A 19,823-nucleotide genomic window follows, 5' to 3' on the forward strand; every position below is an offset into this window, starting at 1 on the left:
GACGGGCGTCAACCGTCGACGCCGAGCGAGCTCGGCCGTGGCGCCGGCCGGACCGGCGCCCCCGCCACATACCCGAACGGGCATGCCCGCCCGGACATGCCCCTTCAAACATGACCGTATGGACATTTCTGAAACGACATGCCCTCTCGAGCATGCTCGGGCCCCGCCCGCGAGCCGCCGCCGCCGCCGCCGCTCAGCGCGGGCGGAACGCGTCGGGCTCGTCCTGCACGCGGCCCTCGAGCCAGCCGGCGCGGGCCTCGGGGAACGCGTCGGCGTAGGGCACGTACGGCTTGATGTCGAGCACCGGGGTGCCGTCGAGGATGTCGAGCCCGAGCACGTGGATCTGGCTCGCCTCGACCGCCGTCACGCGCAGGCACGACAGGCCGATCGGGCACGGCCGGTGCGGCGCGCGGGTCGAGAACAGGCCGACGCTGCGCCCCGGGTCGCGGGGCGACCTGACCTTCAGGCCATATCCCTGATTGAGGTGGAACACGAACACGCACCAGATCCGCTCGAACTCGGCCAGGTCGGCGAGCCCGCCGGCGAACTCGGGCAGCAGCTCGATGCGCCCCGGCAGCGCGCGGTCCTCCTTGACCTGGGTCGTGATCGTCGGCTGCCGCGGGGTGCCGAACCGCTCGGTGTACGGCGAGCGCACCACTCCGATCGGCGTAAACGAGAAGCTCGGGCGCTCGTCGCGTCCGGTCGTGTGGTCCTGCTCGGGGATGCTGCGGCGCACGCGGCGAGCCTAGCCCAGATCGGCGGTTTCGCGCCCGCGCGTGCGCAGGAGCACGCGGTCGCGCTCTGGCGGGCTCGGCCGTGCCTGCGCTAAGAGACCTTTTTATGCGCGAGATCCTCGCAGAGTTGCGGCGGCTCGCCGTGCTCGCCGTGCCGCTGGCGCTGACCCAGCTCGGCAACATGCTGCTCGGCATCGTCGACATGTTGATGCTCGGGCGCGTCGGTCGCGAGGCGCTCGACGCCGCCGCGCTCGGCAACCTGTGGGGCTTTGCGATCATGACCGTGGGCATGGGCGTGGTCCTCGGCTGCGACCCGTTCATCGCCCAGGCCCACGGCGCCGGCGACGGCCGCGCCCTCGGCCTGACGCTGCAGCGCGGCGTCGTGCTCGCGTTGCTCGTCAGCGTCCCGGTGATGCTGCTGTGGACCCTCGCCGGCCCCGCGCTGGTGCTGCTCGGCCAGGCCCCGCACCTCGCCGAGCAGGCCCACGACTACCTGCTCGCGCAACTGCCCGGCGCGTCGGCGGTGTTCGTCTACGTGGCGATGCGCTCGTACCTGCAGGGCCGCGGGATCACCGGCCCGGCGCTGCTCGTCATGATCGGCGCCAACGTCGTCAACGTCGGCCTCAACTACGTCCTGATCTTCGGCGCTCTCGGCCTGCCCGCGCTCGGGGCCGTGGGCGCCGGCATCTCGACCGGCGTGGTGCGCCTGCTCATGACCGTCGCGCTGGCGTGGATCATCTTCCGCCAGGGCCTGCACATCGGCGCGTGGGTCCCGTGGTCGCGGGCGGCGCTCGACCGCGCCGCGCTGGCCGCGATCGCCGGCGTCGGCGTCGGCATCGGCTTCCAGCTCGGCCTCGAGCTGTGGGCCTTCCAGGCGGCGATGCTGTTCGCCGGCTGGCTCGGCGACGCCCCGCTCGCGGCCTACACGATCGTCCTCAACATCGCCTCGCTCAGCTTCATGCTGCCGGTCGGGATCGCCATGGCCGCGGTCACCCGCGTCGGCAACCTGCTCGGCTCGGAGCGGCCGCGGGAGGCCGAGCGGGCGGCGTGGGTCGCCCTGTCTCTCGGGGCAGGTGTGATGCTCGCCTCGGCCGCCCTGATGTACGGGCTGCGCCACCAGCTGCCGGCGCTGTTCGACGCCGACCCCGAGGTCTACGCGCTCGCGATCGTCAGCATCCCCGTCACCGCCGCCTTCCAGGTGTTCGACGGCATCCAGGTGGTCGGCTTCGGGGTCTTGCGCGCCATGGGCCGCACCCGCAACGCCGCGCTGGTCAACTTCGTCGGCTACTACGCGATCGCCCTGCCGGTGGCGTATTGGCTGGCGTTCGAGCGCGGCCACGGCATCACCGGTCTGTGGTGGGGCCTGACCGTCGGCCTCGCCCTGGTGGCGAGCGCGCTGCTCGCGTGGATCGCCGCCCGGGGTCCCGCCACGGCCGGCAAGATCTCGGTCGAACAGCGTTAGTGCCGCAGCGTCAGCAAGCCGCCCGCGCCGAAGGTCGCGCGGGCGGCGAGCATTGAGTATGGTGCGGCCCATGAAAACGGACACGGACGTGATCGTCGTCGGCGCCGGCCACAACGGCCTGGTGGCCGCGCTGTTGCTCGCCAAACGCGGCCTGAAGGTGCGGGTGCTCGAGGAGAAGGACGTCGTCGGCGGCGCCGTCCGCACCGAGAAGCCGTTCGCGCGCGCCCCGACCTGGCGATCTCGACCGGCGCCTACCTGCTCGGGCTCATGCAGCCCGAGCTGCTGCAGATCACCGGCGTCGACCTGCCGCTGCGGCGCCGCGACCCGCACTACTTCCTGCCCACCACCGACGGCCGCTACTTGCTGCTCGGCAGCGACGCCGAGGAGACCCGGCGCCAGTACGCCGCCTTCTCGTCGGAGGCCGACTGGCACGCCGACCAGGCCATGCAGGCCGAGCTCGCCCAGCTGCGCGACGACCTCGCGCCGTCGTGGTTCCACGAGCCGCTGTCGCTCGAGGACACCGCCGAGCGCTACGTCCGCAGCTCGCTGCGCCAGGTCTTCGTCGACCTGTGCAAAAAGCCCGTCGGCGAGTACATCGACCGCTTCCCGTTCAAGAGCGACCTCATCCGGGCGATGTACGCCTCGACCGACGGCTTCACCGGCGTCTACGGCACCTGGGACACGCCCGGGACCGGCATGAACTTCCTCGTCCACAACATGTGCCGCCTGCCCGGCGCCGGCGGCACGTGGATGCTGGTCGAGGGCGGCATGGGCACCGTCTCGCAGAAGTTCGCCGCCGCCGCGCGGGCCGCCGGCGCGGTCATCGACACCAGCAACGGGGTCAAGCAGATCCTGGTCGAGAACGGCACCGCCGTCGGCGTCCTCACCCACAAGGGCGAGGAGCTGCGCGCGCGTCGTCCTCGTCGGCGCCGACCCGTTCCGCATGCGCGACATGGCCGGCCGCGACAACTTCCCGGCCGACTACAACACCCGCCTCGACTCGATGCGCCGCGACGGCACCTCGCTCAAGGTCAACCTCGCGCTCAAGGGCCTGCCGCAGTTCACCTGCCTGCCGGTCGACCGCGGCCAGTACGGCCCGACGATCCACCTCCTGCCCGACGAGGAGGTCGTGATCCGCAGCTTCGGCGAGGCCTTCCGCGCGGTCCAGGCCGGCCAGCTGCCCGACCTCCCGGTCATCGACTGGTACATCCACACCACCGTCGACCCGACCATGCGCGACAAGGACGGCCACCACAACTCGGCCCTGTTCGTGTCGTGGGTGCCCTACGAGCTGGCCGGCACCACCTGGGAGCAGGAGGAGAGCCGCTACGTCAAGCACCTGCTGTCGATCTGCGACCGCTTCGCCCCCGGCACCAGCGACCTGGTGGTCGACACCTTCGTCCTCCACCCCAAGAAGATCGAGCAGCACTTCGGCATCACCCGCGGCCACATCCTCCACGTCGACAACACCTACGGCTTCGACCAGCGCGTGCCCTACCGCCAGCCGATCGCCGGCCTCTACGCCGCGTCCGCCGGCACCCACCCGGGCGGCGGCGTGATCGGCTGCGGCGGCCACAACGCCGCCATGGCCGCGCTCAAGGACCTCGGCCTCGGCTGAGGCGCCTGTCCTCACGGGCATGCCCGAGAGGTCATGTGCGAAGAGGCATGTCCACCAGGGTCGGGTAGAGAGGGCCGCGAGGTTCACCGAGTCTTGCCGAGCGCTCTGGTCGCTCGGATAGGTCTCCTCGCGGTCCTCCCCCCACGGATCCGGACGTGCAGATTTCCCGCATCCGGCTCTTCTTGTCAGAGGTTCGCTGAGCGGTACACGGAGTGCACGACGCGTGGCAGTGGGAGTGGGAACCTGGCCAGGATGGTCTTGGAGAAGCGCGCCGCGGAGAGTCTCCGTTGCGAGCGTCGCCTCAGACTCTTCCACCAGGCGAGCTCGACCCAGTATCGCAGCCTGCGAAGAGCACGGAAGTTGCCCGTGATCCCGTAGTACTGGTCGTGTCCGCGGAGCTTCGCCGCGAGTATCTTCGCCTGATAGGCCACGGGTGCGTGGAGATGCTGGCGACACCAGTCGGTGATCGCTCGCACCGCCCGCGTGAAGCGCGACCGCATCGTACTGCGCAGCACGGCCCACCCGCCTCTTAGCGTCTTCGCCCACGTGTGGGTGAAGCCCAAGAAGTCGAACGAGCGCGACTGACCCGGTCCGCTTCTCGGCGCTTCGTCGCCGCGAGGGCGCTCGAATCGCAGCAAGCGAGTCTTCTCCGGATGCAGGCGCAGGTTGTACTGCTCGAATCGCTTCGGCAGCACGGCCTGCACTCTCCTCGCGTCGTCCTCGTGCTCGAAGCAGATGACGAAGTCATCGGCGTAGCGGATGAGGAACGCCTCGCCACGCATGCGCGGCAGCACGTCTTCGACCCACCATCGGTCGAGCACTTCATGCAGGTAGATGTTCGCCAGCAGCGGCGAGATCACGCCCCCTTGCGGCGTGCCCGCCTCGGACCGTCTCACGACGCCGCCCTCGAGCACACCCGCGTTCAGCCACTTGCCGACGAGGCGTACGATCACCCCGTCGCTCACCCTCTTGCTCAGCAAGTCCCGGCAGACCTGATGATCGAGCGTGTCGAAGAAGCTCTGGACGTCGACGTCCAGCACCCAACCGATCCGCTTGTTCATCAGGCCCCGCCACAACGCCTCCAACGCTTGATGCGCGGAGCGCCCGGACGGAAGCCGTACGAGAAGTCGTAGAACTCCGTCTCGTAGAGCGGCTCCAGCACCATCGCCACCGCGCGCTGCAGGACCTTGTCCTCGTGCGTCGGGATCCCGAGCGGCCGCGTCTTGCCGTCGCCCTTCGGGATCTCCACGCGCCGCACCGGCGGGGCCCTGTACAGCCCCGTCTTCGCGGACCCGAGCAGGCGCTCGAGGTTTCCCTCGAGGTCGCGCTCGTACGCCTCCGCGGTCACGCCGTCGACCCCGGGTGCCGCATCCTTGCGCGTCATCCGATGGGCCTCCGTCAGCCACTCGATGTCGATGTGGTGCGCCAGCGTCCTCAGCGCCGTCCCGGGCATCTGCTGCGCAAGCTTCGCTATCCGATCTTGTTTCGTTGAGATGTTGGTGGGTTTCGGTGTTCCCGACATCTTTCCCTCCTCGGTTCTCTGACAAGGCGCCCCCTTCCCTCCGCCGGGTCCTCGCGGGTCGAGTTCCCCGGCCTCCTCGGTACTACGAGGCGCTCCGACTCCCTGCTGCCCTTCCACGCGCGCTTCGGTTCGCCCTCGCGTCGCATGTACCACCTGTCCGTGGAGACAGCAGGGCCTCCCAAGTTCCTGGGTGACCCCCTTGCACACGTGCCGTGTTCCACGACCCCGGAGGAGTCCTCGGGAACGACCGAGCCTTCAGCCCGAGGATGTTGCCTTCCGCCGCATGTAGAGCGTCGGCCTCCTCGACTTTCAGAACCTTTCGAGGCTGATTCCACGGCCCACGTGCTCCCTGTGTACGCTTCGCGTTTCCGTCTCCGGATCCCGCGCAACACTCGGTTCCGGCCGGGACTCGGCCTTGCCGGACGAGGGCAGGTCCCCTCGCACAGGGTCACTCTCAAAGGTTTCTGCTTCCTTGCTTCCTCCTTCGCCAGGCTTCCTTGGCGCACACATGCCCCTTCGTGCATATGTGAGCCCGCCTCGCGGCGCCCGCCCGGCCCGGGCGCTCCCCGGGCCGCTCTGCCTGCGCGGTCAGCCGAGCTCGGCGATCCCTCCGGGCAAGCCCAGGGCCTTGAACAGGTCGGCCAGCTTCTTCGCCGGGATGCGCTTGGCGGCCGCCGCCTCGACGCGCGTCATGGCGAACGCGAACGCGTCGAGGTCGTCGAAGCCGCGCCGCGGGTCGAACCGACCCTCCTCGTGCTCGTAGCCGAGGACGCGGCCGGTGGTCGTGTCGAGCAGGTGCATGTTGCCGGAGCCGTCGGCGGACAGGCCGACGTAGCGCTCGTCGCTCGCGCCGGCCAGCGCGTTGCGGACGCAGTCGAAGCCGTACGTGCCCGACACGTCGAAGCGCAGGCCGAGCCACGGGAAAGCTCGGAGTCACCGGCGTAGGTGGCCGAGGCGGGGACGTCCGCGGGACGTGGCGGAGTCGCGGTGGTCATGGCCGGCGCCATTACCACGCTCGCGTCAGCACGGCGACGTGCTGCGCCGCGTCGACGGCGCTCCGCTCGAGTCCGTGGAGTCGTGGCCCGCCGTCCTGCAGGCCCTGCCGCAGCGGGATCGCATCTCGCCCGACCGCGAACGCGGCCGCCGACCCTGACGATCACGGTGACTCGAGCGCGCCGAGGTACCTGTCCGCAGGGACATGTCACCGGCACCGCTGGCCGCCCGGGCAGCGACCGCGGACCGCCCTGCGGCTCTCACCGCAGGTCTCACCCGATCTCGGCTGGCCGCAGCCCGGCGCGACCGCGCGACAGCCCCGCATCCGTCCGCGCGACCGCCCCCGCGGCCATCCCGCGCCGCGCCGTGGGCGCGCCGCATTTTTCGTGACACACTTCGCCTCGCAGCCTGCACCCCCGCGACATGCCCACCTCCCGGCCTGCCCCGCCCGTCGAGACGCTGCTCGCGTTGATGCAGAGCGGCGACCTGCGCGCGCTCGACCACCTCGCGCGGGCCTACGGCGAGCGCCTGCTCGCGGTCGCGCGGCGGCGCTGCGACCTGCCCGAGGACGCCGAGGACGCCGTGCAGCAGGCCCTGCTCGCGGCCGGCGCGGCGATGACCGGCTATCGCGGCGAGGGCTCGCCGCTGGCGTGGCTGTCGACCCTGGTGACCCGCACCTGCTGGCGCCTCAACCGCAAGGCCACGCGGACCGCCGACGTCGCCGACGTCCCCTGCACCTGCGACGACCCGGCCGAGGTCGCAGAGCGGCGCGAGCTCGGCGCGACCCTCGGCGACGCGCTCATGACCCTGTCGCGCACCGATCGCCTGGCCTTCCTGCTCGCCGCCGAGGGCTGCAGCAGCGTCGAGATCGCCGAGCGCTTCTCGCTCACGCACGACGCCGTCCGCAGCCGCCTCAAGCGCGCCCGCAAGGTCCTGCGCGCCGCCCTCGAAGCGCGTGACACACTCCCCGCCCCGCGGCGCACTGCATCGGCGAGTCCCACGAAAGGAACGCTCCCCGATGACGACCTCGCCCAGTTCTTCGCGCCCGCGCCGCACCGATGACGCCTCGTTCGCCGCCGACCTCGCGGCCTCGCCCCTCGTCCTCGTCAAGTTCTCCGGCGCCTGGTGCCCGCCCTGCCGCGCCCTCCAGCCGACCCTCGACGCCATCGCCCGCGACCGCAGCGACCTGTCGGTGTTCGACGTCGACGTCGACGCCAGCCACGCCCTCGCCGAGCAGTTCGGCGTGCGCAGCATCCCGACCCTGGTCGCCTTCCGCGACGGCAAGCCGATCGGCCAGCTCGTCGGCAACCAGCCGCGCGCGCGCATCGAGGCGCTCCTGCGCCCCTGAGTCCGGCCCGCCCGCCGCCGCTCGCAGGTCGAGCGGCGCCGTGATCGCTTGCCTATGAGACATGCCCCCATGAACATGTTTTCATGGACATGTACGTTGGAGCATGTCGCTAACGCCATCAGGCGCCCGTCGAGCTGTCTTCGAGGCCGAGCACCGCGGTCGCGAGCGCCGAAGCGTCGCGCGCTCCCGGCTCACGCCCGGCGCGCGCGCGGCCGCCTTGGCCTTCGCGCCCTTCTTCTTGTGGTGCGAGCACGGCCCGCCGCGCCGCTCGAGCTCGTCGAGCTCGCCGGCCAGGGTGCGCCCCGCCAGCACCTTCAGCGTCGCCGCCTCGAGCTCGTGCGACAGCTCCTCGAACATCACCTCCATGTTGGAGGTGACCACGCAGCGGTGCGGGAGGTCGGAGCGGCCGGCGAACAGGCCGCGCTCGCCGAGCACCGCGAGGTAGACGTCGCGCAGGGTGATCTCGCGGGCCGGGCGTTGCAGGCGCGAGCCGCCCTTGACCCCCATGGTCGTGACGATGAGGCCCGCCGCCGCCAGCGAGGCGAGCAGCTTGCGGATCAGCGACGGGTTGGTGACGAGCCCGCCGGCCAGCTCCGACGACGACAGCAACCCCGCGCCCTCGCGCTCGGCGAGCGCCAGCATCAGCATCAGCTGCAGCGCGGAGGCGAACCGCACGTCCACCATGCCGCGAGGTGTACCACGCGGACCCTCAGCCCGGTAGGCGCGGATAGTCGGTGAAGCCGGCCGCGCCCGGCGTGTAGAACGTCGCCCGATCGGGAGGGTTCAGCGCCGCACGCGCGGCGAAGCGGGCCGGCAGATCGGGGTTGGCGATGAACAGCCGCCCGAACACCGCGCCGTCGATCTGCCCCTCCTTCAGCAGCACCTCCGCCTCGGCCTGCGTCAGGTCGCCGGCGCCGAGCAGCGTGCCGCGGTAGTGCGGGCGCAGCTCGCGAACGACAGCCCCGGACCGCTGCCGCGCCCGCGGTCGTCGGCGGTCGTGCGCGTCACGTGGACGTAGGCCAGCTCGCGCGCCGACAGCTCGCGCAAGATCGCCGGGAACTCGTCGCGCGCCGCCGGATCGGGCGCCCCGTCGACCATCGCGCTCGGCGACAGCTTGAGCCCCACCCGCCCCGCGCCGACCACCGCCTGCAGCCGATCGAGCAGCTCCTGCAGCAGCCGCAGCCGGCCCGCGAGCGACCCGCCGTATTCGTCGGTGCGGGCGTTGGTGGCCGAGCGGAGGAAGCGGTCGAACAGGTTGCCGCTGCTCGCGTGCATCTCGATCATGTCGAAGCCCGCGTCGTTCACCACCCGCGCGGCCCGCTCGAACGCCGCGATCGTCGCCGCGATGTCGGCGGGCGCCAGCATCGCCGGCCGCACCTCGTCGGTGACCCCCCACCACGGCGGCGCGTCGGGCCGCTCGGGGCGCGGCAGCCCGACGTCCCACAGCTGCGCGGCGATCCGCCCGCCCGCCGCGTGAACCCGCCGGACCACCCGGGCCCACCCGGCCTGCTGCGCCGGCGAGAAGATCGCCGTGATGTCGGGGAAGCCGGCCCCGTACGGCCGCACCGCGATCGCCTCGGAGATGATGAGCCCGGCTCCTGCCCGCTGCTCGTAGTACTCGGCCACCAGCTCGGTCGGCGCCAGCCCGGCGTCGGCGCGCAGCCGGGTCATCGGCGCCATGACGACCCGGTTCGGCAGCGTCAGGGCGCCGAGCCGCAGGGGAGAGAGCAGCACGGAATCGACGTGTTCGTCCATATGTATTCCTGACTAGTTCAGTTCACCTTTAAGTGCAAGCATCATAAGAACACTTCTCATTGCGCGCGACCGCTCGCCCGCCCGCGGACCTCGCGTTGCGATCCACAGAAATAGTACTATAAGAGATACAGTTAACCGCCCGGCGCGCAGCGGCGCCGGCACGACCCTCAGGAGCCCAGCATGGACATCGGCATCATCGGTTCAGGACACATCGGCGGCACCCTCACCCGGCGGCTGTCCGCGCTCGGGCACCGCGTCACGGTCGCCAACTCGCGCGGCCCCGCCAGCCTGGCCGCGCTCGCGGCCGAGACCGGCGCCACCGCGGGCACCGTGCAGCAGGCCGCCCGCGCGCGCGACCTCGTGGTCGTCACCATCCCGCAGAAGGCGATCCCCAGCCTCCCGCGCGACCTGTTCGCCGCCACCCCGGCGAGCAACGTCGTGGTCGACACCGGCAACTACTACCCCGAGCTGCGCGACGGCCAGATCGCCGAGCTCGACGCCGGGCTGAACGACAGCGAGTGGGTGGCGCGCCACCTCGGCCGGCCGGTGCTCAAGGCCTTCAACAACGTCGTGGCCCGCACCCTCGCGCGCGGCGGCCTGCCGGCGGGCGCGCCCGGGCGGATCGCGCTGTCGGTCGCCGGCGACGACGTCGCGGCCAAGCAGAAGGTCCTGCAACTGTTCGACGCCCTCGGCTTCGACGGCGTCGACGCCGGCACCCTCGCCGACTCGTGGCGGCAGCAGGTCGGCGCCCCCGCCTACTGCCACGACCTCGACGCCGCCGCGCTGCGGGCCGCGCTCGCGGCCGCCGAGCGCGACAAGGTCGCCGACTACCGCCGCGAGGGCGAGGCGATGGTGATGCGCCTCATCGCCGAGGCCGGCGGCAACCTCGACGCCCTCGCCGCGCCCTGACGCCGAGCCCCTCGCGTCGGGCCCACCGCGCGACGCGACGCTCGCTCTCGCCACCCGGGCGCCCCCGACAGCGAAGTCCAGCTCACGAACTCCGCCGCCACGCCGAGCGCTCTTGCCTTCGGGACATGCCCTCCAAAACATGCTCTAAAAGACATGCCACGAAGCCCCTGCGAGCGCGGCGCGACGTCGCCCCCGCCAGGACAGACGCGTCATGACGCATCGCACCGGCGGCCGCGCCCGCGCGCCTCGCCCGGGACGCGGCGCGTGGCACGTGCCGTGCACGAGGCCCGGGCATGACCTCGACCGACCGCTCCGCCACGCTCGCCCTCCTCGTCGCTGCTGCGCTGACCGCCTGCGGCCCTGCGTCCGGCGACACCGCCGGCGACACCGACACCGACGCCACCGCCGGCGACACCGACACCACGACCGTCGACATGCCGACGACCGCCGCGAGCGAGGGCCCGACGGGCGAGCCCGACGATACGGACACCGACACGACCGGCGAGGCGCCGCCCGAGCTCGTGTGCGCCGGCGCGTCGTGGGCCACGCCGGTCGAGCCGGGCGAGTTCCTCGGGGTCGCCGCCGATTCGCGCGGCCACGCCATCGGCTTCGGCACCAGCCAGACCAGCCTCACCTTCCCCGACGCATTGATCGTCGACGTCGGCCCCGACGGCGTGCCGGTTCACAGCATCGGCGCGGGCGCGCCGGGAGAGTACGACTCGGTCGGCGGCAGCGGCGTCGACGGCGACGACAACGTCTACGCCCTCGTCAACGAGGGCTTCACCACCGACGACGGGCTCGACGCTCGCTTCTGGCTGCGCAAGTTCGACACCGGCGGCGCCCTCGTCGGCGAGCTCGACCTCGGCACCGCGTCGCAGGGCGTGCGCCCCTATGACCTCGCCGTCGCGCCGGACGGCAGCGTCGTGATCACCAGCCTGGACCCGGTCGACCACGACGTCGTCACCCGCCGCGGCCCCGACTTCGCGGTCCTGTGGGAGGTCAACGCCCCGGCGCTGCACGTCCACGCCGTGAACGCCGCCAGCACCTCCGTCGCCCTCCGCAGCCGCGACGGCGTGGTCAAGCTCGGCGCCGACGGCCAGACCGAATGGGACATCGACTGGCCGCTGTGGAACCCCGGCGCGGCCGACCTCGACGACCTCGGCAACGTCGTCGTCGCCGGCACGGCGGAGGCCGGCGCTCCGCTCTCCGTCGCCCGCTTCGACCCCGACGGCACCCTGGCGTGGGAGACGAAGTTCACCCTCCGCAACCAGTTCGACGAGATCGCCGACGTCGCCGTCAACGCCGCCGGCACCGTCGCGGTCGCCGGCTACACCCAGACCGACGGCTGGAAGGCGTTCGCCCTGCGCCTCGACGCCGCCGGCGAGATCGTCGCGCAGCACCACTGCGACCAGCCCGAGAGCCGCGGCGAGGCGATCGCCATCGACGAGGCCGGCCGCATGTTCCTCGCCGGCATCCTCTTCCAGGACGGCGCGGAGAACCTGGCCTACGTCGCCGCGTTCGACTGAGCGGCTGACCTTTTCGCCATGTCCTCGAGGACATCCACCGGCGGCGGCCACCGCCGCCGCGCCTCACAGCCGCGACGACGTCAGCTGGCGCTCGATCTCGTCGCCCGTCCGGGCGCCCGCGGGGAACAGCCGCGACGTCAAATAGACGATGTCCTGCACGACCCGCCAGGTCGACTCCTCGACCCGCGTGGTCGTCTCGAGCAGCGTCACCGGCTCGGCGGTGCGCGACGGCAACAGCCGCAGGGTGATGCCGTCGGGCGCCGCGTCGGCGCGCAGCAGCGGGAACGCGGCGGTGCTCCACACGTACGACTCGGTGCCGCGGGCGAGGCCGGAGCGGCCGGTGCTGTCGTCGCGCCAGAACACGGCTGCGCCCTTGGGACCGGCGAGCAGCACGCCGCGGACGTCGAACGGCAGGGCCTCGCGGTGGCGCACGTCGGCCGCCTGCGGGGAGACCTGCAGCGGGCCCGGGTCGACGGTGATGACGCGCAGGTCGTCGAGGTGCAGCTCGGTCAGCGGCGCCGGGCTCAGCGAGCAGCGGACGGTGATGTCCTCGGCGAGCGAGAACACGTCGCCGTCCTCGATGCGGTAGTTGGTGATCTTGCAGCCGCGCAGCTCGAGGCCGGTGGTCGAGTTCTGGTCGACCATGTAGAAGTTCTCGCCGCGCCGCACGATCTTGCAGTGCTTGCGCGACACGGAGCCGCTGCGGATCGGGAGGTCGTTGTCGCGGGTGCGGCCGATCGAGAACTCGTCGGTGCCGACGCCGATCCGCCGTCCGGCGCACGTCAGCACGAGCGGGATATTCGCCATTGCCCGGGATGCTATGCCAACCCGGGGCCTCGCGGGGCGCGCGGGGCTCGTGAACTAGCGCGTGGTCTCGCCCGGATCATGCGCGGCCACGAGCCACGAGTCCGCATCCTCGGGCGTGCGCCGGAGCGCGCAGTCACGCGCTGTCAAATTCGTCTCGCGGGCGGCGCCCGGCGGGTACGCGAGCGGCGCGACCTGCACAGTTATTCAGCCCGCGCGAGCCCGTGGGCGGCCTCGTAGGGCCCTGAATTCCCCGAGTTGTTGCCCCCGCGGCGCCCGATCTGATAGCGCCGCCCAGGTGCGCAGCAGCAAGAACCGCCGGATGGCCACGGGCCGGCGCCGGACCTCCAAGCGGACCGAGGGCCTGCGCGCGTGGCTCGGCCTGCAGACGTCCGGCCGCCCGGCGACGCGGATGACCCGCAACCGGCGGATGACCGAGGAGCAGCGGCAGAAGGCCGCCAAGGCCTACGTCGACCCGGTCGAGCGGAAGACCCGCAACCGCACCGTCGCGCTGCTGATGCTGCTCGCGGTCGTCAACCTCTACGTGTTCGTGTGGCGCGAGGGCACCAGCGTGCTCGAGCTCGGGGCGCCGCGCGCCGCCGCCATCGTCGAGCACGACGACCGCGGCCACGGCCCGCTCGGCGCCTTCGCCGAGCCGCCGGAGACGGCCTGCAGCGGCGACCCGGTGCGGATCTTCGAGGGCCTGAACGACCAGATCCACCAGGCCACCGCGCTCGACAAGGGCCGCACGCTGCGCCTCGCGCTGCTCGAGCTCGGCGTCGCCGCGACGGAGATCGACGCGCTCGAGGCCGCCTTGCGCCCGACCATCGACCTCGGCCTGGTCGCCGGGACAGGTGCCCCGCTGCGCCTCGCCACCGACCGCCACGGCGCGATCCTCGCGGTGGAGATCGAGCAAGCCGAGGGTCGGCTGCTGCAGGCCTGCCGCGCCGGCGGACAGGCCGGCATCACGGTCCGCGCGATCCAGCACCCGCCGGTCAGCGACGTCGTCGCCGTCCACCTCGAGCTCGGGCCCGACGCCGACCTGCGCGCCGCCGTGGTCGAGGCCGGCGAGCGGCCTGAACTCGCGGACAGGATCGCCGCGGCGCTCGCGTTCGAGGTCGACCTCGTCGCCGACGCCCGCCCGCGCGACCGCATCGACCTCGTCATCGAGCGCCGCTTCCTCGGCAAGCAGTTCCACCGCTACGGCAGCCTGCTGGCGGTGCGCTTCCGCGGCGAGGCCGGCCGCTTCGCCGCGTTCCGCTTCCAGACCGGCGGCGGCCAGGCGGCCTACTTCGACGCCGAGGGCAAGCCGGTGCGCCGCACCCTGCTGCGCTCGCCGCTGGCCTTCCACGCGCTCCAGCCCGGCGCGCGCCATGATGCCGCCCTCGGTCGAGGTCGTGGCCGGCCGCGCCGGCGCGCTCTACCGCCGCCCCGAGGGCGCCCCCGTGGTCGCGCTCGGCGACGGCGTGGTCCGCTCCCTCGGCGAGCAAGGCGACGCCGGCCTGGTCCTCGAGCTCGCCTACGAGGACGGCGTGGTCGCCCGCTGCGCCCACCTCTCGCGCACGATCGGCGACCTCCGCCCCGGCCAGCCCGTGCGCCAGGGCCAGCTCGTCGGCCTCGCGGGCCACTCCGGCAAGACCGCGACCGACCGCGTCCGCCTCGAGCTGTGGCGCGAGGAGCACGGCGAGGCGACCGCGCTCGACCCGCTGCTGCTGGCCGCCGGCGGCGACCGCCGCCCCGCCGTGGTCGGCGCCCCGCTCAAGGGCACCACGCTCGAGCGCTTCAAGCTCGAGATCGCCCCGTGGCAGAAGGCCCTGCGCGAGACGCCGGGCTGACCGTTCGGGCATGCCTCTCGGGACATGCTCTCGGGGCCATGCTCTTTACGACATGTCCTTGAGGCGTGCCTTGAACACCTCCCGGCGCCCCGGCCCGCGTGGACGCGGCGCGGCCGCGGCGACCCGCTCGCGAGAAGAGGTGCCGTCGTGCCGGCCGCTCCGAGGGCCCGCCGGAGGACCGCGCCTGCGGCGATGAGATGTCGTCGTCGATCACGTGCACCCCGGCGCTGCACCGACGACGTGTGCGACGACAAGGACTCGGCCTGGCGCCCGATCGACGACCCCGAACGCCGCGTGCCCCCGAGCGCCCGTCCCTGCCCTCGCCGTGGCCGGCCGCTCACAGCGCCGCGCGCCGGCTGCTCGGCTCGGCCCCGAAGGCGGGCCGCGAGTACGGGGCCTGCGGCACGAACGCGACGTGCACGAGCACGTCGTAGTCGTGCTGCGGGACCACCGTGGACCAGCCCGGCCGGGCCTGGTCGAGCAGGCCCTCGGCGTAGGCGCGCGTCCAGTGCTCCTCGCGCAGGTAGCGGGCCAAGGAGCCCGGACCTGCGGCCGCCGCTCGCACGTCGAGCGCGTAGGCGCGACCCGGCCGGCGCAGCGCCGCCTCGAGCGTGCCCGGCGGCGCCCACATGCGCTGCCGCTGGGCCAGGTAGGTCGTGCTGTCGAAGGTCGTGTGGACCACCGCGTAATCCGCCCCGAAGCGCTCGCCGAGCCGCCGGCCCATGTCGGAGGATGACCCGCGCCGGGTGTCCTCGTTGTCGGCCAGCACGACGATGCGCGCGTCAGGCCGCTGCTCTGCCAGCCACGCCACCGTGTCGGCCATGACCCTGCCGCGCTGCGCTCGCGGCGTGGCGCCGGTGTCGTCGTACGTGTCGACGCGGCGCTCGGCCAGCCACACCAGCTGCAGCGCGACCGCGTGCGTCGCCGCCCCGTGCGCGGCGACCTGCGCCTCGCGCTGCGCCAGCAGCCGCCCCCGCAGCTCGGCCAGGCCGGCCCGCGCCTCCGCCACGTGCGCCGGCGTCCGCCGGCTCGCGCTCTTCAGCGCCCGCACCGGCGCCAGCAGGTTCGGCACGCTCGCAGCCAACTCGGGGTCGAGGTCGACGAAGTACGCCGCCAGCGGATCGAGCCCGCCCGCGCCGAGGCAGCCGTCGACGCCCGCGATCTGGATCGCCCGCCCGGGCGCGGCGAACTGGTTGTGCTCGCGGATCCACGCCAGCAGCGGCCGGTACGCCCCGGCCGCCTCGAAGCCCTGCGGGTCGAAGCGCTCCGGGTCGGACGGGTCCCAGTCGCCGCGGCCCCAGGCGTCGAGCTCGAGGCCGTCGACGAAGCAGACGTCGAGCGCGACCACCAGCGGCCTCGCGTCGGCGGCGGCGCGCTCGACCATCGCCTGCATGAAGCGGTGGAACAGCGCGAGCCCCTGGCCTGGCTCACCGACCCCCACCACGCGAGCGCCTCGCGTCATGGCCCACACCGGCCCGACGTCGAGCGCGCCGTCGCCGTCGACGATCGCCCGCGCCTGCGCCTCGAGCTCGCGGCTGATCGCGCGCTGCTCGGGCCCCCAGGCGTGGGCCTCGTCGCGCCACGGCGTACAGCCGACGACCGTGGCGCCCAACAGACAGACAGCAGCAACCGACCCGCGGAGCTTCGCCATGACGTGGTGTCCTCGCGTCACCACGCTAGCACCGCGTCCGCGGCCGATCACCCCGCGTAACCTTACCGCCGGCGGTCGCCCACCGGCCGCGGACCTCGTCGTTCGCGGTCGCGAGGGCCGCGACCGCCGTTCAGGCGCACGCGGCGAGCGAGGACTGCGGCCCCCGCCGCCCGCTTTGCAGGGAACGGCGCAGCGCCCGGGCCCGGAGGTGCGCGGTCTGCCGTTCGACCGGCGAACCCGACCACGCCCCGCTCGCCGCCAGCGAGGCCGTCACAGGCCTCGCGCGCACGGGCTAGACATGCCCCTTCGGACATGTCCCAATCATCACATCATCGCCACGTCGAGGAGCATCCCCTTGAGCGCCTCGTACTCGCCCATCATCGACAGGTCGTGCTCGGTCAGGTTGAACACGCCGACGGGCGCGCCGTCGCGGTCGAGGATGATGACGTCGCGGTAGACCACCTCCCACTGCGTCCACGCGTCGACCTCGGCGACGTCTTGCAGCAGCGGGATGAAGCGGCCGCTCACCATCTGCGGGATCCCGGACTCGAAGCCGATCCCGTTCACGCCCAGCAGCGCGATCCCCAGGTCCGGGAATTCGCCGCTCAGCTCCATCTGCAGGTCGTTCAGGTAGCCGAACTGGCTACGGCAATAGCCTCAAGTCGCGTGGGCGAAGTACCAGCCCGACACCTGGCCCGCGTAGTCGCTGCGGGCGCGCGTCTGCTCGTAGGTCGCCGAGTCGGGGTTCACGTCGACGAGCGCCCAGTCGGGCGCCGGACCGCCCGGCTCGCCGGTGGTCTCGGTGTCGGTGTCGCCGGTCGTCGAGGTCGAGGTCGAGGTCGTCGCCATCGGCCCGGTCGTCGGCTCGCCGCTGGTCGGCGCCTCGCCGGTGCTGGTCGTTTGGACAGGTCCGGAAGTACCTGTCCCCGTGGTCATGTCGGTGCTGCCCGCGGTCGGCCCGCCGGTCTCGCTCTCGGGGCCGCCGGAGGTCGAGCCGGTCTGGCCGCCCGAGCTGCCCGTCGAGTCCGAGCCGCCCCGGGGCAGCCTGCGAGCGCGAGCGCGCACAAGTAGAAGGATGGTCGTCGGTTCACGCCGCCAGGCTATCACCGTTCGTCAGGCGTGCGGCTCGGTCTTCCCGTGGTCACGCAGCGGCCTGCCCGCCATCACCTGCTCGTAGGCCGGCACCCAGTCGGCCCACTCGGTCCCGGCCAGCCGGTCCATGAAGGTCGAGCCGAACCCGAAGTGCCTCGTGAACCGCGCGTGGTGCAGCGCGTGGAAGGTGTACGGATGCGCGAACCACACCGTCGGCCTGCGCGTCAGCGCCGGCGGCCCGAGCTCGACGTTGGCGTGGCCGATGATGTTGCCGAACACGTTGTAGAACAGATACACGGAGTAGCCGATCAGGCTGACCGGGGCGACATGTCCCAAGAGCCATGGTACGCCGACGTACCCGAGCGCCCACCCCAGCGCCTCGACCGTCGACACCGACTGCGCGCTCCACGGCGTCGTCACCCGCGACAGGTGGTGCAGCCGGTGGAACCGCATCAGCGGGCGCGTGTGCAGCAGCCGGTGCAGCCCGTAGAAGTAGACGTCGAACACCACGCTGCACAGAAAGAAGCTGGCGATCGCCCAGCCCAGAGTGTCGGGCCCCCACGCGATCCACCGCCCCTGCAGCGCCAGCGCCAGCGCCGCGGGGACAAGCAAGCAGAAGCGGATGTTGGCCCGGATCTCCCGCGCCACCTGTCCTTCGGGCAAGCCGTCGCCCTGGATCTGCTTGCCCCCCGGCGCCCGCTCGGCCGCGCGACCGAGCGCCACGGTCAGCAGCGTGAGCCCCCCGTGCGCGAACACCAGCACCACGAACCAGTCGAGGAAGGTCCCGAGGTCGAACACCCGGCCATTGTCGCACCGACCGATCGCCCGGCGCCGCTGCGACCGCGTGACTCAACCTGCGCGCGCGGACCTGCGCGAGCGGCCCGAACATCGGTCTGCGCCCTCTCGGCCAAAGTCATCGACGCCGCCGCTGGAGCGACGCGGCGCGTCGCCGGGTCGTCGCCGACGATCGCGGCGCCCCGAATCGCCGGCGACGCTCAGTACCCCTCGGGGATCTTGCCATTTAAAATGGATCGTGTTGGGCTCGCGCCGGCGCGACCACAGCGCCTCGACCGGCGAGTCGGCTGTCCCTCGGGACAGCCCCTCCTCGGTCGACCACGTCGGCGCCTCGCCCGCGCGCAGGCTGTGCAGCCCGCTCTGCCACAGGCCGATGATGTACGTGTGCCCGGCCGCGCGCCCGCCGAAGAAGTCGGTGAAGCGGCGCGCGAACTCCTGCCCGCGCACCGCCCCGAACGCCTCGCAGGTGCGGAACCACCACAGGTGATCGGGCACCATCCGCTCGCGGATCGCCGCGAGCTTGCGGTGGAGCGGGTGCGTCGGCAGCAGCGCGTCCGCGGTCAGCCCCTTGCGGTCGACGAACAGCTCGCCCCAGTGCCCGTGCCCCCAGTACTGAATCTCGGCGATCTCGCGGTCCGGGTGGGTGGTCGCCAGCCACTCGAGCCCGTCCTCCCAGCAGGTCACCCCGAGCGACGCGTCGAAGCGCGACAGCCCGCGGTACAGGTGCGAGCCGGCCCACCACGCGTGCGACAGCCCCGGCCGCAGGCGCTTGCCGGTGCAGGTGCGGTCGAACAGCATCAGGCGCAGCGGTGCGGAGCGCATCGCCGTCAGTGTAGCCTCAACGCGCGCCGAACCGACCGACCAGGCTCAGGCCGCCCGGCCCCGGCTGCACCTGCAGCGACAGCCGCCCGCGCTGCTGGCGGCCGAGGCGGAGGTCGCGGCCCCCGAGCGCCAGCAGGGGCACGCCCGCGATCAGGCCCACCGCGGCCAGCACCGCGCCCGCGACCAGCATCTGGCTGCCCTGGACGTCGAGCGCGCGCAGCGGCGCCAGGTCGACCGGCAGCTCCGCCGCCAGCACCGGCGCGATCGCCTCGTCGAAGCGGCGCTTGTAGGCCGACCCGCCGAGCGCGAGCCCGCCGCCGAGCGCCGCCACGGCCATCATCGCGCCGCCCACGATCAGCTCGCGGCGGCCGCGGCGGATCTGGCGGTCCGCCGCGCGCAGGTCGGCGCGGACCCGCCGGATCTCCGCGCGCCGCTCCGCCACCGACAGCTGCAGCGACTCCGACTCCGCGTGGACCCGCGCGACCTCGTCCGCGTCGATCCGCGGCACCGGCGGCGCGTCGGCCAGCGCCACCGCCTCGCGGGCGTGGAACGCCGCGCGGTCGAGCGTCGCGGCCGACGTCTGTACTTTGAGCCATGTCCTCGCGGCCATGATATGAATCCACGGATCTTGCGTGTCCCAGGCCTGGCCGCTGAGCCAGCGCGCGCAGTGCTCGACGCCCTGGATCGCCTCGAGCTCGCCGATCCTGGCGACCAGCGCGTCGCGCTCGGCCGCCGCGGCGCGCAGCGGATCGTCCGCCTTGCCCGGCTGCTGCGGGGCCGCGGGCCGGCGCGCCTTGGGGGTGGCCGACGCGGGCAGCGGACCGAGGCACGACGCCACGCACACGAATGCGACCACGAAGCGGCGATACGCGACGGACATGCGAACCTCCGGGACTGACCCATCGTTCAGGATGACCTGGCCGCATGCGCCGACAACCGGCCCTGCGCGCCCCCTGT

20 protein-coding genes and 2 pseudogenes are annotated in these 19,823 nt (G+C 72.8%); 7 read left to right on the top strand and 15 right to left on the bottom strand.

Annotation, left to right across the window (positions count from 1 at the left end):
• Nucleotides 1-193: 193 nt before the first annotated feature.
• A complete protein-coding gene (tsaA, locus tag OV079_RS21780; RefSeq protein WP_267770787.1) occupies nt 194-736 on the bottom strand; it encodes a tRNA (N6-threonylcarbamoyladenosine(37)-N6)-methyltransferase TrmO in 543 nt (180 codons plus the stop codon).
• A 104-nt stretch (nt 737-840) separates the two neighbouring features.
• On the opposite strand from tsaA, the gene OV079_RS21785 reads away from it, so the two are divergent.
• Together OV079_RS21785 and OV079_RS58315 are read left to right on the top strand one after the other, a co-directional pair.
• A complete protein-coding gene (locus OV079_RS21785) occupies nt 841-2,196 on the top strand; it encodes an MATE family efflux transporter (RefSeq protein ID WP_267770788.1) in 1,356 nt (451 codons plus the stop codon).
• Nucleotides 2,197-2,254: 58 nt separating this feature from the next.
• Nucleotides 2,255-3,814 (top strand): annotated as a pseudogene (locus OV079_RS58315) (phytoene desaturase family protein).
• Nucleotides 3,815-3,999: 185 nt separating this feature from the next.
• On the opposite strand, the gene OV079_RS21810 reads toward OV079_RS58315, so the two are convergent.
• From OV079_RS21810 to OV079_RS21820, 3 genes are all read right to left on the bottom strand, one after another.
• Nucleotides 4,000-4,875 carry a reverse transcriptase domain-containing protein gene (locus tag OV079_RS21810; protein ID WP_267770215.1) on the bottom strand — a complete coding sequence of 292 codons (876 nt, stop codon included), beginning with the start codon at nt 4,873-4,875 and terminating at the stop codon, nt 4,000-4,002.
• Nucleotides 4,875-5,267, bottom strand: coding sequence for a reverse transcriptase family protein (locus tag OV079_RS21815; RefSeq protein WP_267770216.1), 393 nt, complete (start codon nt 5,265-5,267; stop codon nt 4,875-4,877). Before OV079_RS21815 ends, OV079_RS21810 begins: the two co-directional genes overlap by 1 nt.
• Before the next feature lie 657 nt (nt 5,268-5,924).
• Entirely contained in the window at nt 5,925-6,233 is a 309-nt protein-coding gene (locus OV079_RS21820) for a hypothetical protein (RefSeq protein WP_267770791.1), read from the bottom strand.
• Nucleotides 6,234-6,752: 519 nt separating this feature from the next.
• Here OV079_RS21820 and OV079_RS21825 point away from each other — a divergent pair.
• Nucleotides 6,753-7,391, top strand: coding sequence for an RNA polymerase sigma factor (locus OV079_RS21825; protein WP_267770792.1), 639 nt, complete (start codon nt 6,753-6,755; stop codon nt 7,389-7,391).
• Nucleotides 7,348-7,677, top strand: a complete 330-nt coding sequence (locus tag OV079_RS21830) for a thioredoxin family protein (protein WP_267770793.1) — start codon at nt 7,348-7,350, stop codon at nt 7,675-7,677. The genes OV079_RS21825 and OV079_RS21830 overlap by 44 nt, the downstream gene beginning before the upstream one ends.
• An 81-nt stretch (nt 7,678-7,758) precedes the next feature.
• Here OV079_RS21830 and OV079_RS21835 read toward each other — a convergent pair whose 3' ends face one another.
• From OV079_RS21835 to OV079_RS21845, 3 genes are read right to left on the bottom strand one after another with little or no spacing between them, the layout of a single operon-like run.
• The gene (locus OV079_RS21835; RefSeq protein ID WP_267770794.1) at nt 7,759-8,361 is read right to left on the bottom strand and encodes an Rrf2 family transcriptional regulator; all 603 of its coding nucleotides are present in this window, start codon (nt 8,359-8,361) and stop codon (nt 7,759-7,761) included.
• Between the two features lie 25 nt (nt 8,362-8,386).
• A complete protein-coding gene (locus tag OV079_RS21840; protein ID WP_267770795.1) occupies nt 8,387-8,560 on the bottom strand; it encodes a hypothetical protein in 174 nt (57 codons plus the stop codon).
• Between the two features lie 17 nt (nt 8,561-8,577).
• Complete coding sequence (locus tag OV079_RS21845; protein ID WP_267770796.1) at nt 8,578-9,411, bottom strand: oxidoreductase; 834 nt, start codon at nt 9,409-9,411, stop codon at nt 8,578-8,580.
• Nucleotides 9,412-9,606: 195 nt separating this feature from the next.
• On the opposite strand from OV079_RS21845, the pseudogene OV079_RS21850 reads away from it, so the two are divergent.
• A pseudogene (locus tag OV079_RS21850) lies at nt 9,607-10,341 on the top strand (NADPH-dependent F420 reductase); the annotation flags it as partial.
• Between the two features lie 293 nt (nt 10,342-10,634).
• Nucleotides 10,635-11,867, top strand: a complete 1,233-nt coding sequence (locus OV079_RS21855; protein ID WP_267770797.1) for an NHL repeat-containing protein — start codon at nt 10,635-10,637, stop codon at nt 11,865-11,867.
• A 63-nt stretch (nt 11,868-11,930) separates the two neighbouring features.
• Here OV079_RS21855 and OV079_RS21860 read toward each other — a convergent pair whose 3' ends face one another.
• Nucleotides 11,931-12,674, bottom strand: coding sequence for an FHA domain-containing protein (locus tag OV079_RS21860; protein WP_267770798.1), 744 nt, complete (start codon nt 12,672-12,674; stop codon nt 11,931-11,933).
• Between the two features lie 133 nt (nt 12,675-12,807).
• Nucleotides 12,808-14,046: a hypothetical protein gene (locus tag OV079_RS21865; RefSeq protein WP_267770799.1), complete on the bottom strand. Its 1,239-nt coding sequence runs from the start codon at nt 14,044-14,046 to the stop codon at nt 12,808-12,810.
• Here OV079_RS21865 and OV079_RS21870 point away from each other — a divergent pair.
• Nucleotides 14,045-14,506 (top strand): M23 family metallopeptidase, encoded by a 462-nt coding sequence (locus OV079_RS21870; protein WP_267770800.1) that lies wholly within the window; start codon nt 14,045-14,047, stop codon nt 14,504-14,506. The two genes, OV079_RS21865 and OV079_RS21870, sit on opposite strands and share 2 nt — an antisense overlap.
• A gap of 337 nt (nt 14,507-14,843) precedes the next feature.
• Here OV079_RS21870 and OV079_RS21875 read toward each other — a convergent pair whose 3' ends face one another.
• From OV079_RS21875 to OV079_RS21900, 6 genes are all read right to left on the bottom strand, one after another.
• Nucleotides 14,844-16,118, bottom strand: a complete 1,275-nt coding sequence (locus OV079_RS21875; RefSeq protein ID WP_267770801.1) for an erythromycin esterase family protein — start codon at nt 16,116-16,118, stop codon at nt 14,844-14,846.
• A 363-nt stretch (nt 16,119-16,481) separates the two neighbouring features.
• Nucleotides 16,482-16,772 carry a TUGYCR motif thioredoxin fold (seleno)protein gene (locus OV079_RS21880; protein ID WP_267770802.1) on the bottom strand — a complete coding sequence of 97 codons (291 nt, stop codon included), beginning with the start codon at nt 16,770-16,772 and terminating at the stop codon, nt 16,482-16,484.
• Nucleotides 16,773-16,814: 42 nt separating this feature from the next.
• The gene (locus tag OV079_RS21885; RefSeq protein ID WP_267770803.1) at nt 16,815-17,222 is read right to left on the bottom strand and encodes a hypothetical protein; all 408 of its coding nucleotides are present in this window, start codon (nt 17,220-17,222) and stop codon (nt 16,815-16,817) included.
• A gap of 48 nt (nt 17,223-17,270) precedes the next feature.
• Nucleotides 17,271-18,047, bottom strand: a complete 777-nt coding sequence (locus tag OV079_RS21890; RefSeq protein WP_267770804.1) for a sterol desaturase family protein — start codon at nt 18,045-18,047, stop codon at nt 17,271-17,273.
• A 51-nt stretch (nt 18,048-18,098) separates the two neighbouring features.
• Complete coding sequence (locus tag OV079_RS21895; RefSeq protein ID WP_267770805.1) at nt 18,099-18,866, bottom strand: hypothetical protein; 768 nt, start codon at nt 18,864-18,866, stop codon at nt 18,099-18,101.
• Nucleotides 18,867-18,882: 16 nt separating this feature from the next.
• A complete protein-coding gene (locus OV079_RS21900; RefSeq protein ID WP_267770806.1) occupies nt 18,883-19,746 on the bottom strand; it encodes a hypothetical protein in 864 nt (287 codons plus the stop codon).
• Nucleotides 19,747-19,823 lie beyond the last annotated feature (77 nt).

The sequence above is a fragment of the Nannocystis pusilla genome (assembly GCF_026626665.1).
In the GTDB taxonomy this organism is placed as follows: domain Bacteria; phylum Myxococcota_A; class Polyangia; order Nannocystales; family Nannocystaceae; genus Nannocystis; species Nannocystis pusilla.

What these genes read in the sequence shown, in the direction of transcription:
- OV079_RS21895 (WP_267770805.1), bottom strand. Translation starts at nt 18,866, where the DNA reads ATGCGCTCCGCACCGCTGCGCCTGATGCTGTTCGACCGCACCTGCACC.
- OV079_RS21865 (WP_267770799.1), bottom strand. Translation starts at nt 14,046, where the DNA reads ATGGCGCGCGCCGGGCTGGAGCGCGTGGAAGGCCAGCGGCGAGCGCAG.
- OV079_RS21830 (WP_267770793.1), top strand. Translation starts at nt 7,348, where the DNA reads ATGACGACCTCGCCCAGTTCTTCGCGCCCGCGCCGCACCGATGACGCC.
- OV079_RS21785 (WP_267770788.1), top strand. Translation starts at nt 841, where the DNA reads ATGCGCGAGATCCTCGCAGAGTTGCGGCGGCTCGCCGTGCTCGCCGTG.
- OV079_RS21860 (WP_267770798.1), bottom strand. Translation starts at nt 12,674, where the DNA reads ATGGCGAATATCCCGCTCGTGCTGACGTGCGCCGGACGGCGGATCGGC.
- OV079_RS21900 (WP_267770806.1), bottom strand. Translation starts at nt 19,746, where the DNA reads ATGTCCGTCGCGTATCGCCGCTTCGTGGTCGCATTCGTGTGCGTGGCG.
- OV079_RS21815 (WP_267770216.1), bottom strand. Translation starts at nt 5,267, where the DNA reads ATGCCCGGGACGGCGCTGAGGACGCTGGCGCACCACATCGACATCGAG.
- OV079_RS21880 (WP_267770802.1), bottom strand. Translation starts at nt 16,772, where the DNA reads ATGGAGCTGAGCGGCGAATTCCCGGACCTGGGGATCGCGCTGCTGGGC.
- OV079_RS21810 (WP_267770215.1), bottom strand. Translation starts at nt 4,875, where the DNA reads ATGAACAAGCGGATCGGTTGGGTGCTGGACGTCGACGTCCAGAGCTTC.
- OV079_RS21855 (WP_267770797.1), top strand. Translation starts at nt 10,635, where the DNA reads ATGACCTCGACCGACCGCTCCGCCACGCTCGCCCTCCTCGTCGCTGCT.
- OV079_RS21835 (WP_267770794.1), bottom strand. Translation starts at nt 8,361, where the DNA reads ATGGTGGACGTGCGGTTCGCCTCCGCGCTGCAGCTGATGCTGATGCTG.
- OV079_RS21825 (WP_267770792.1), top strand. Translation starts at nt 6,753, where the DNA reads ATGCCCACCTCCCGGCCTGCCCCGCCCGTCGAGACGCTGCTCGCGTTG.
- OV079_RS21870 (WP_267770800.1), top strand. Translation starts at nt 14,045, where the DNA reads ATGATGCCGCCCTCGGTCGAGGTCGTGGCCGGCCGCGCCGGCGCGCTC.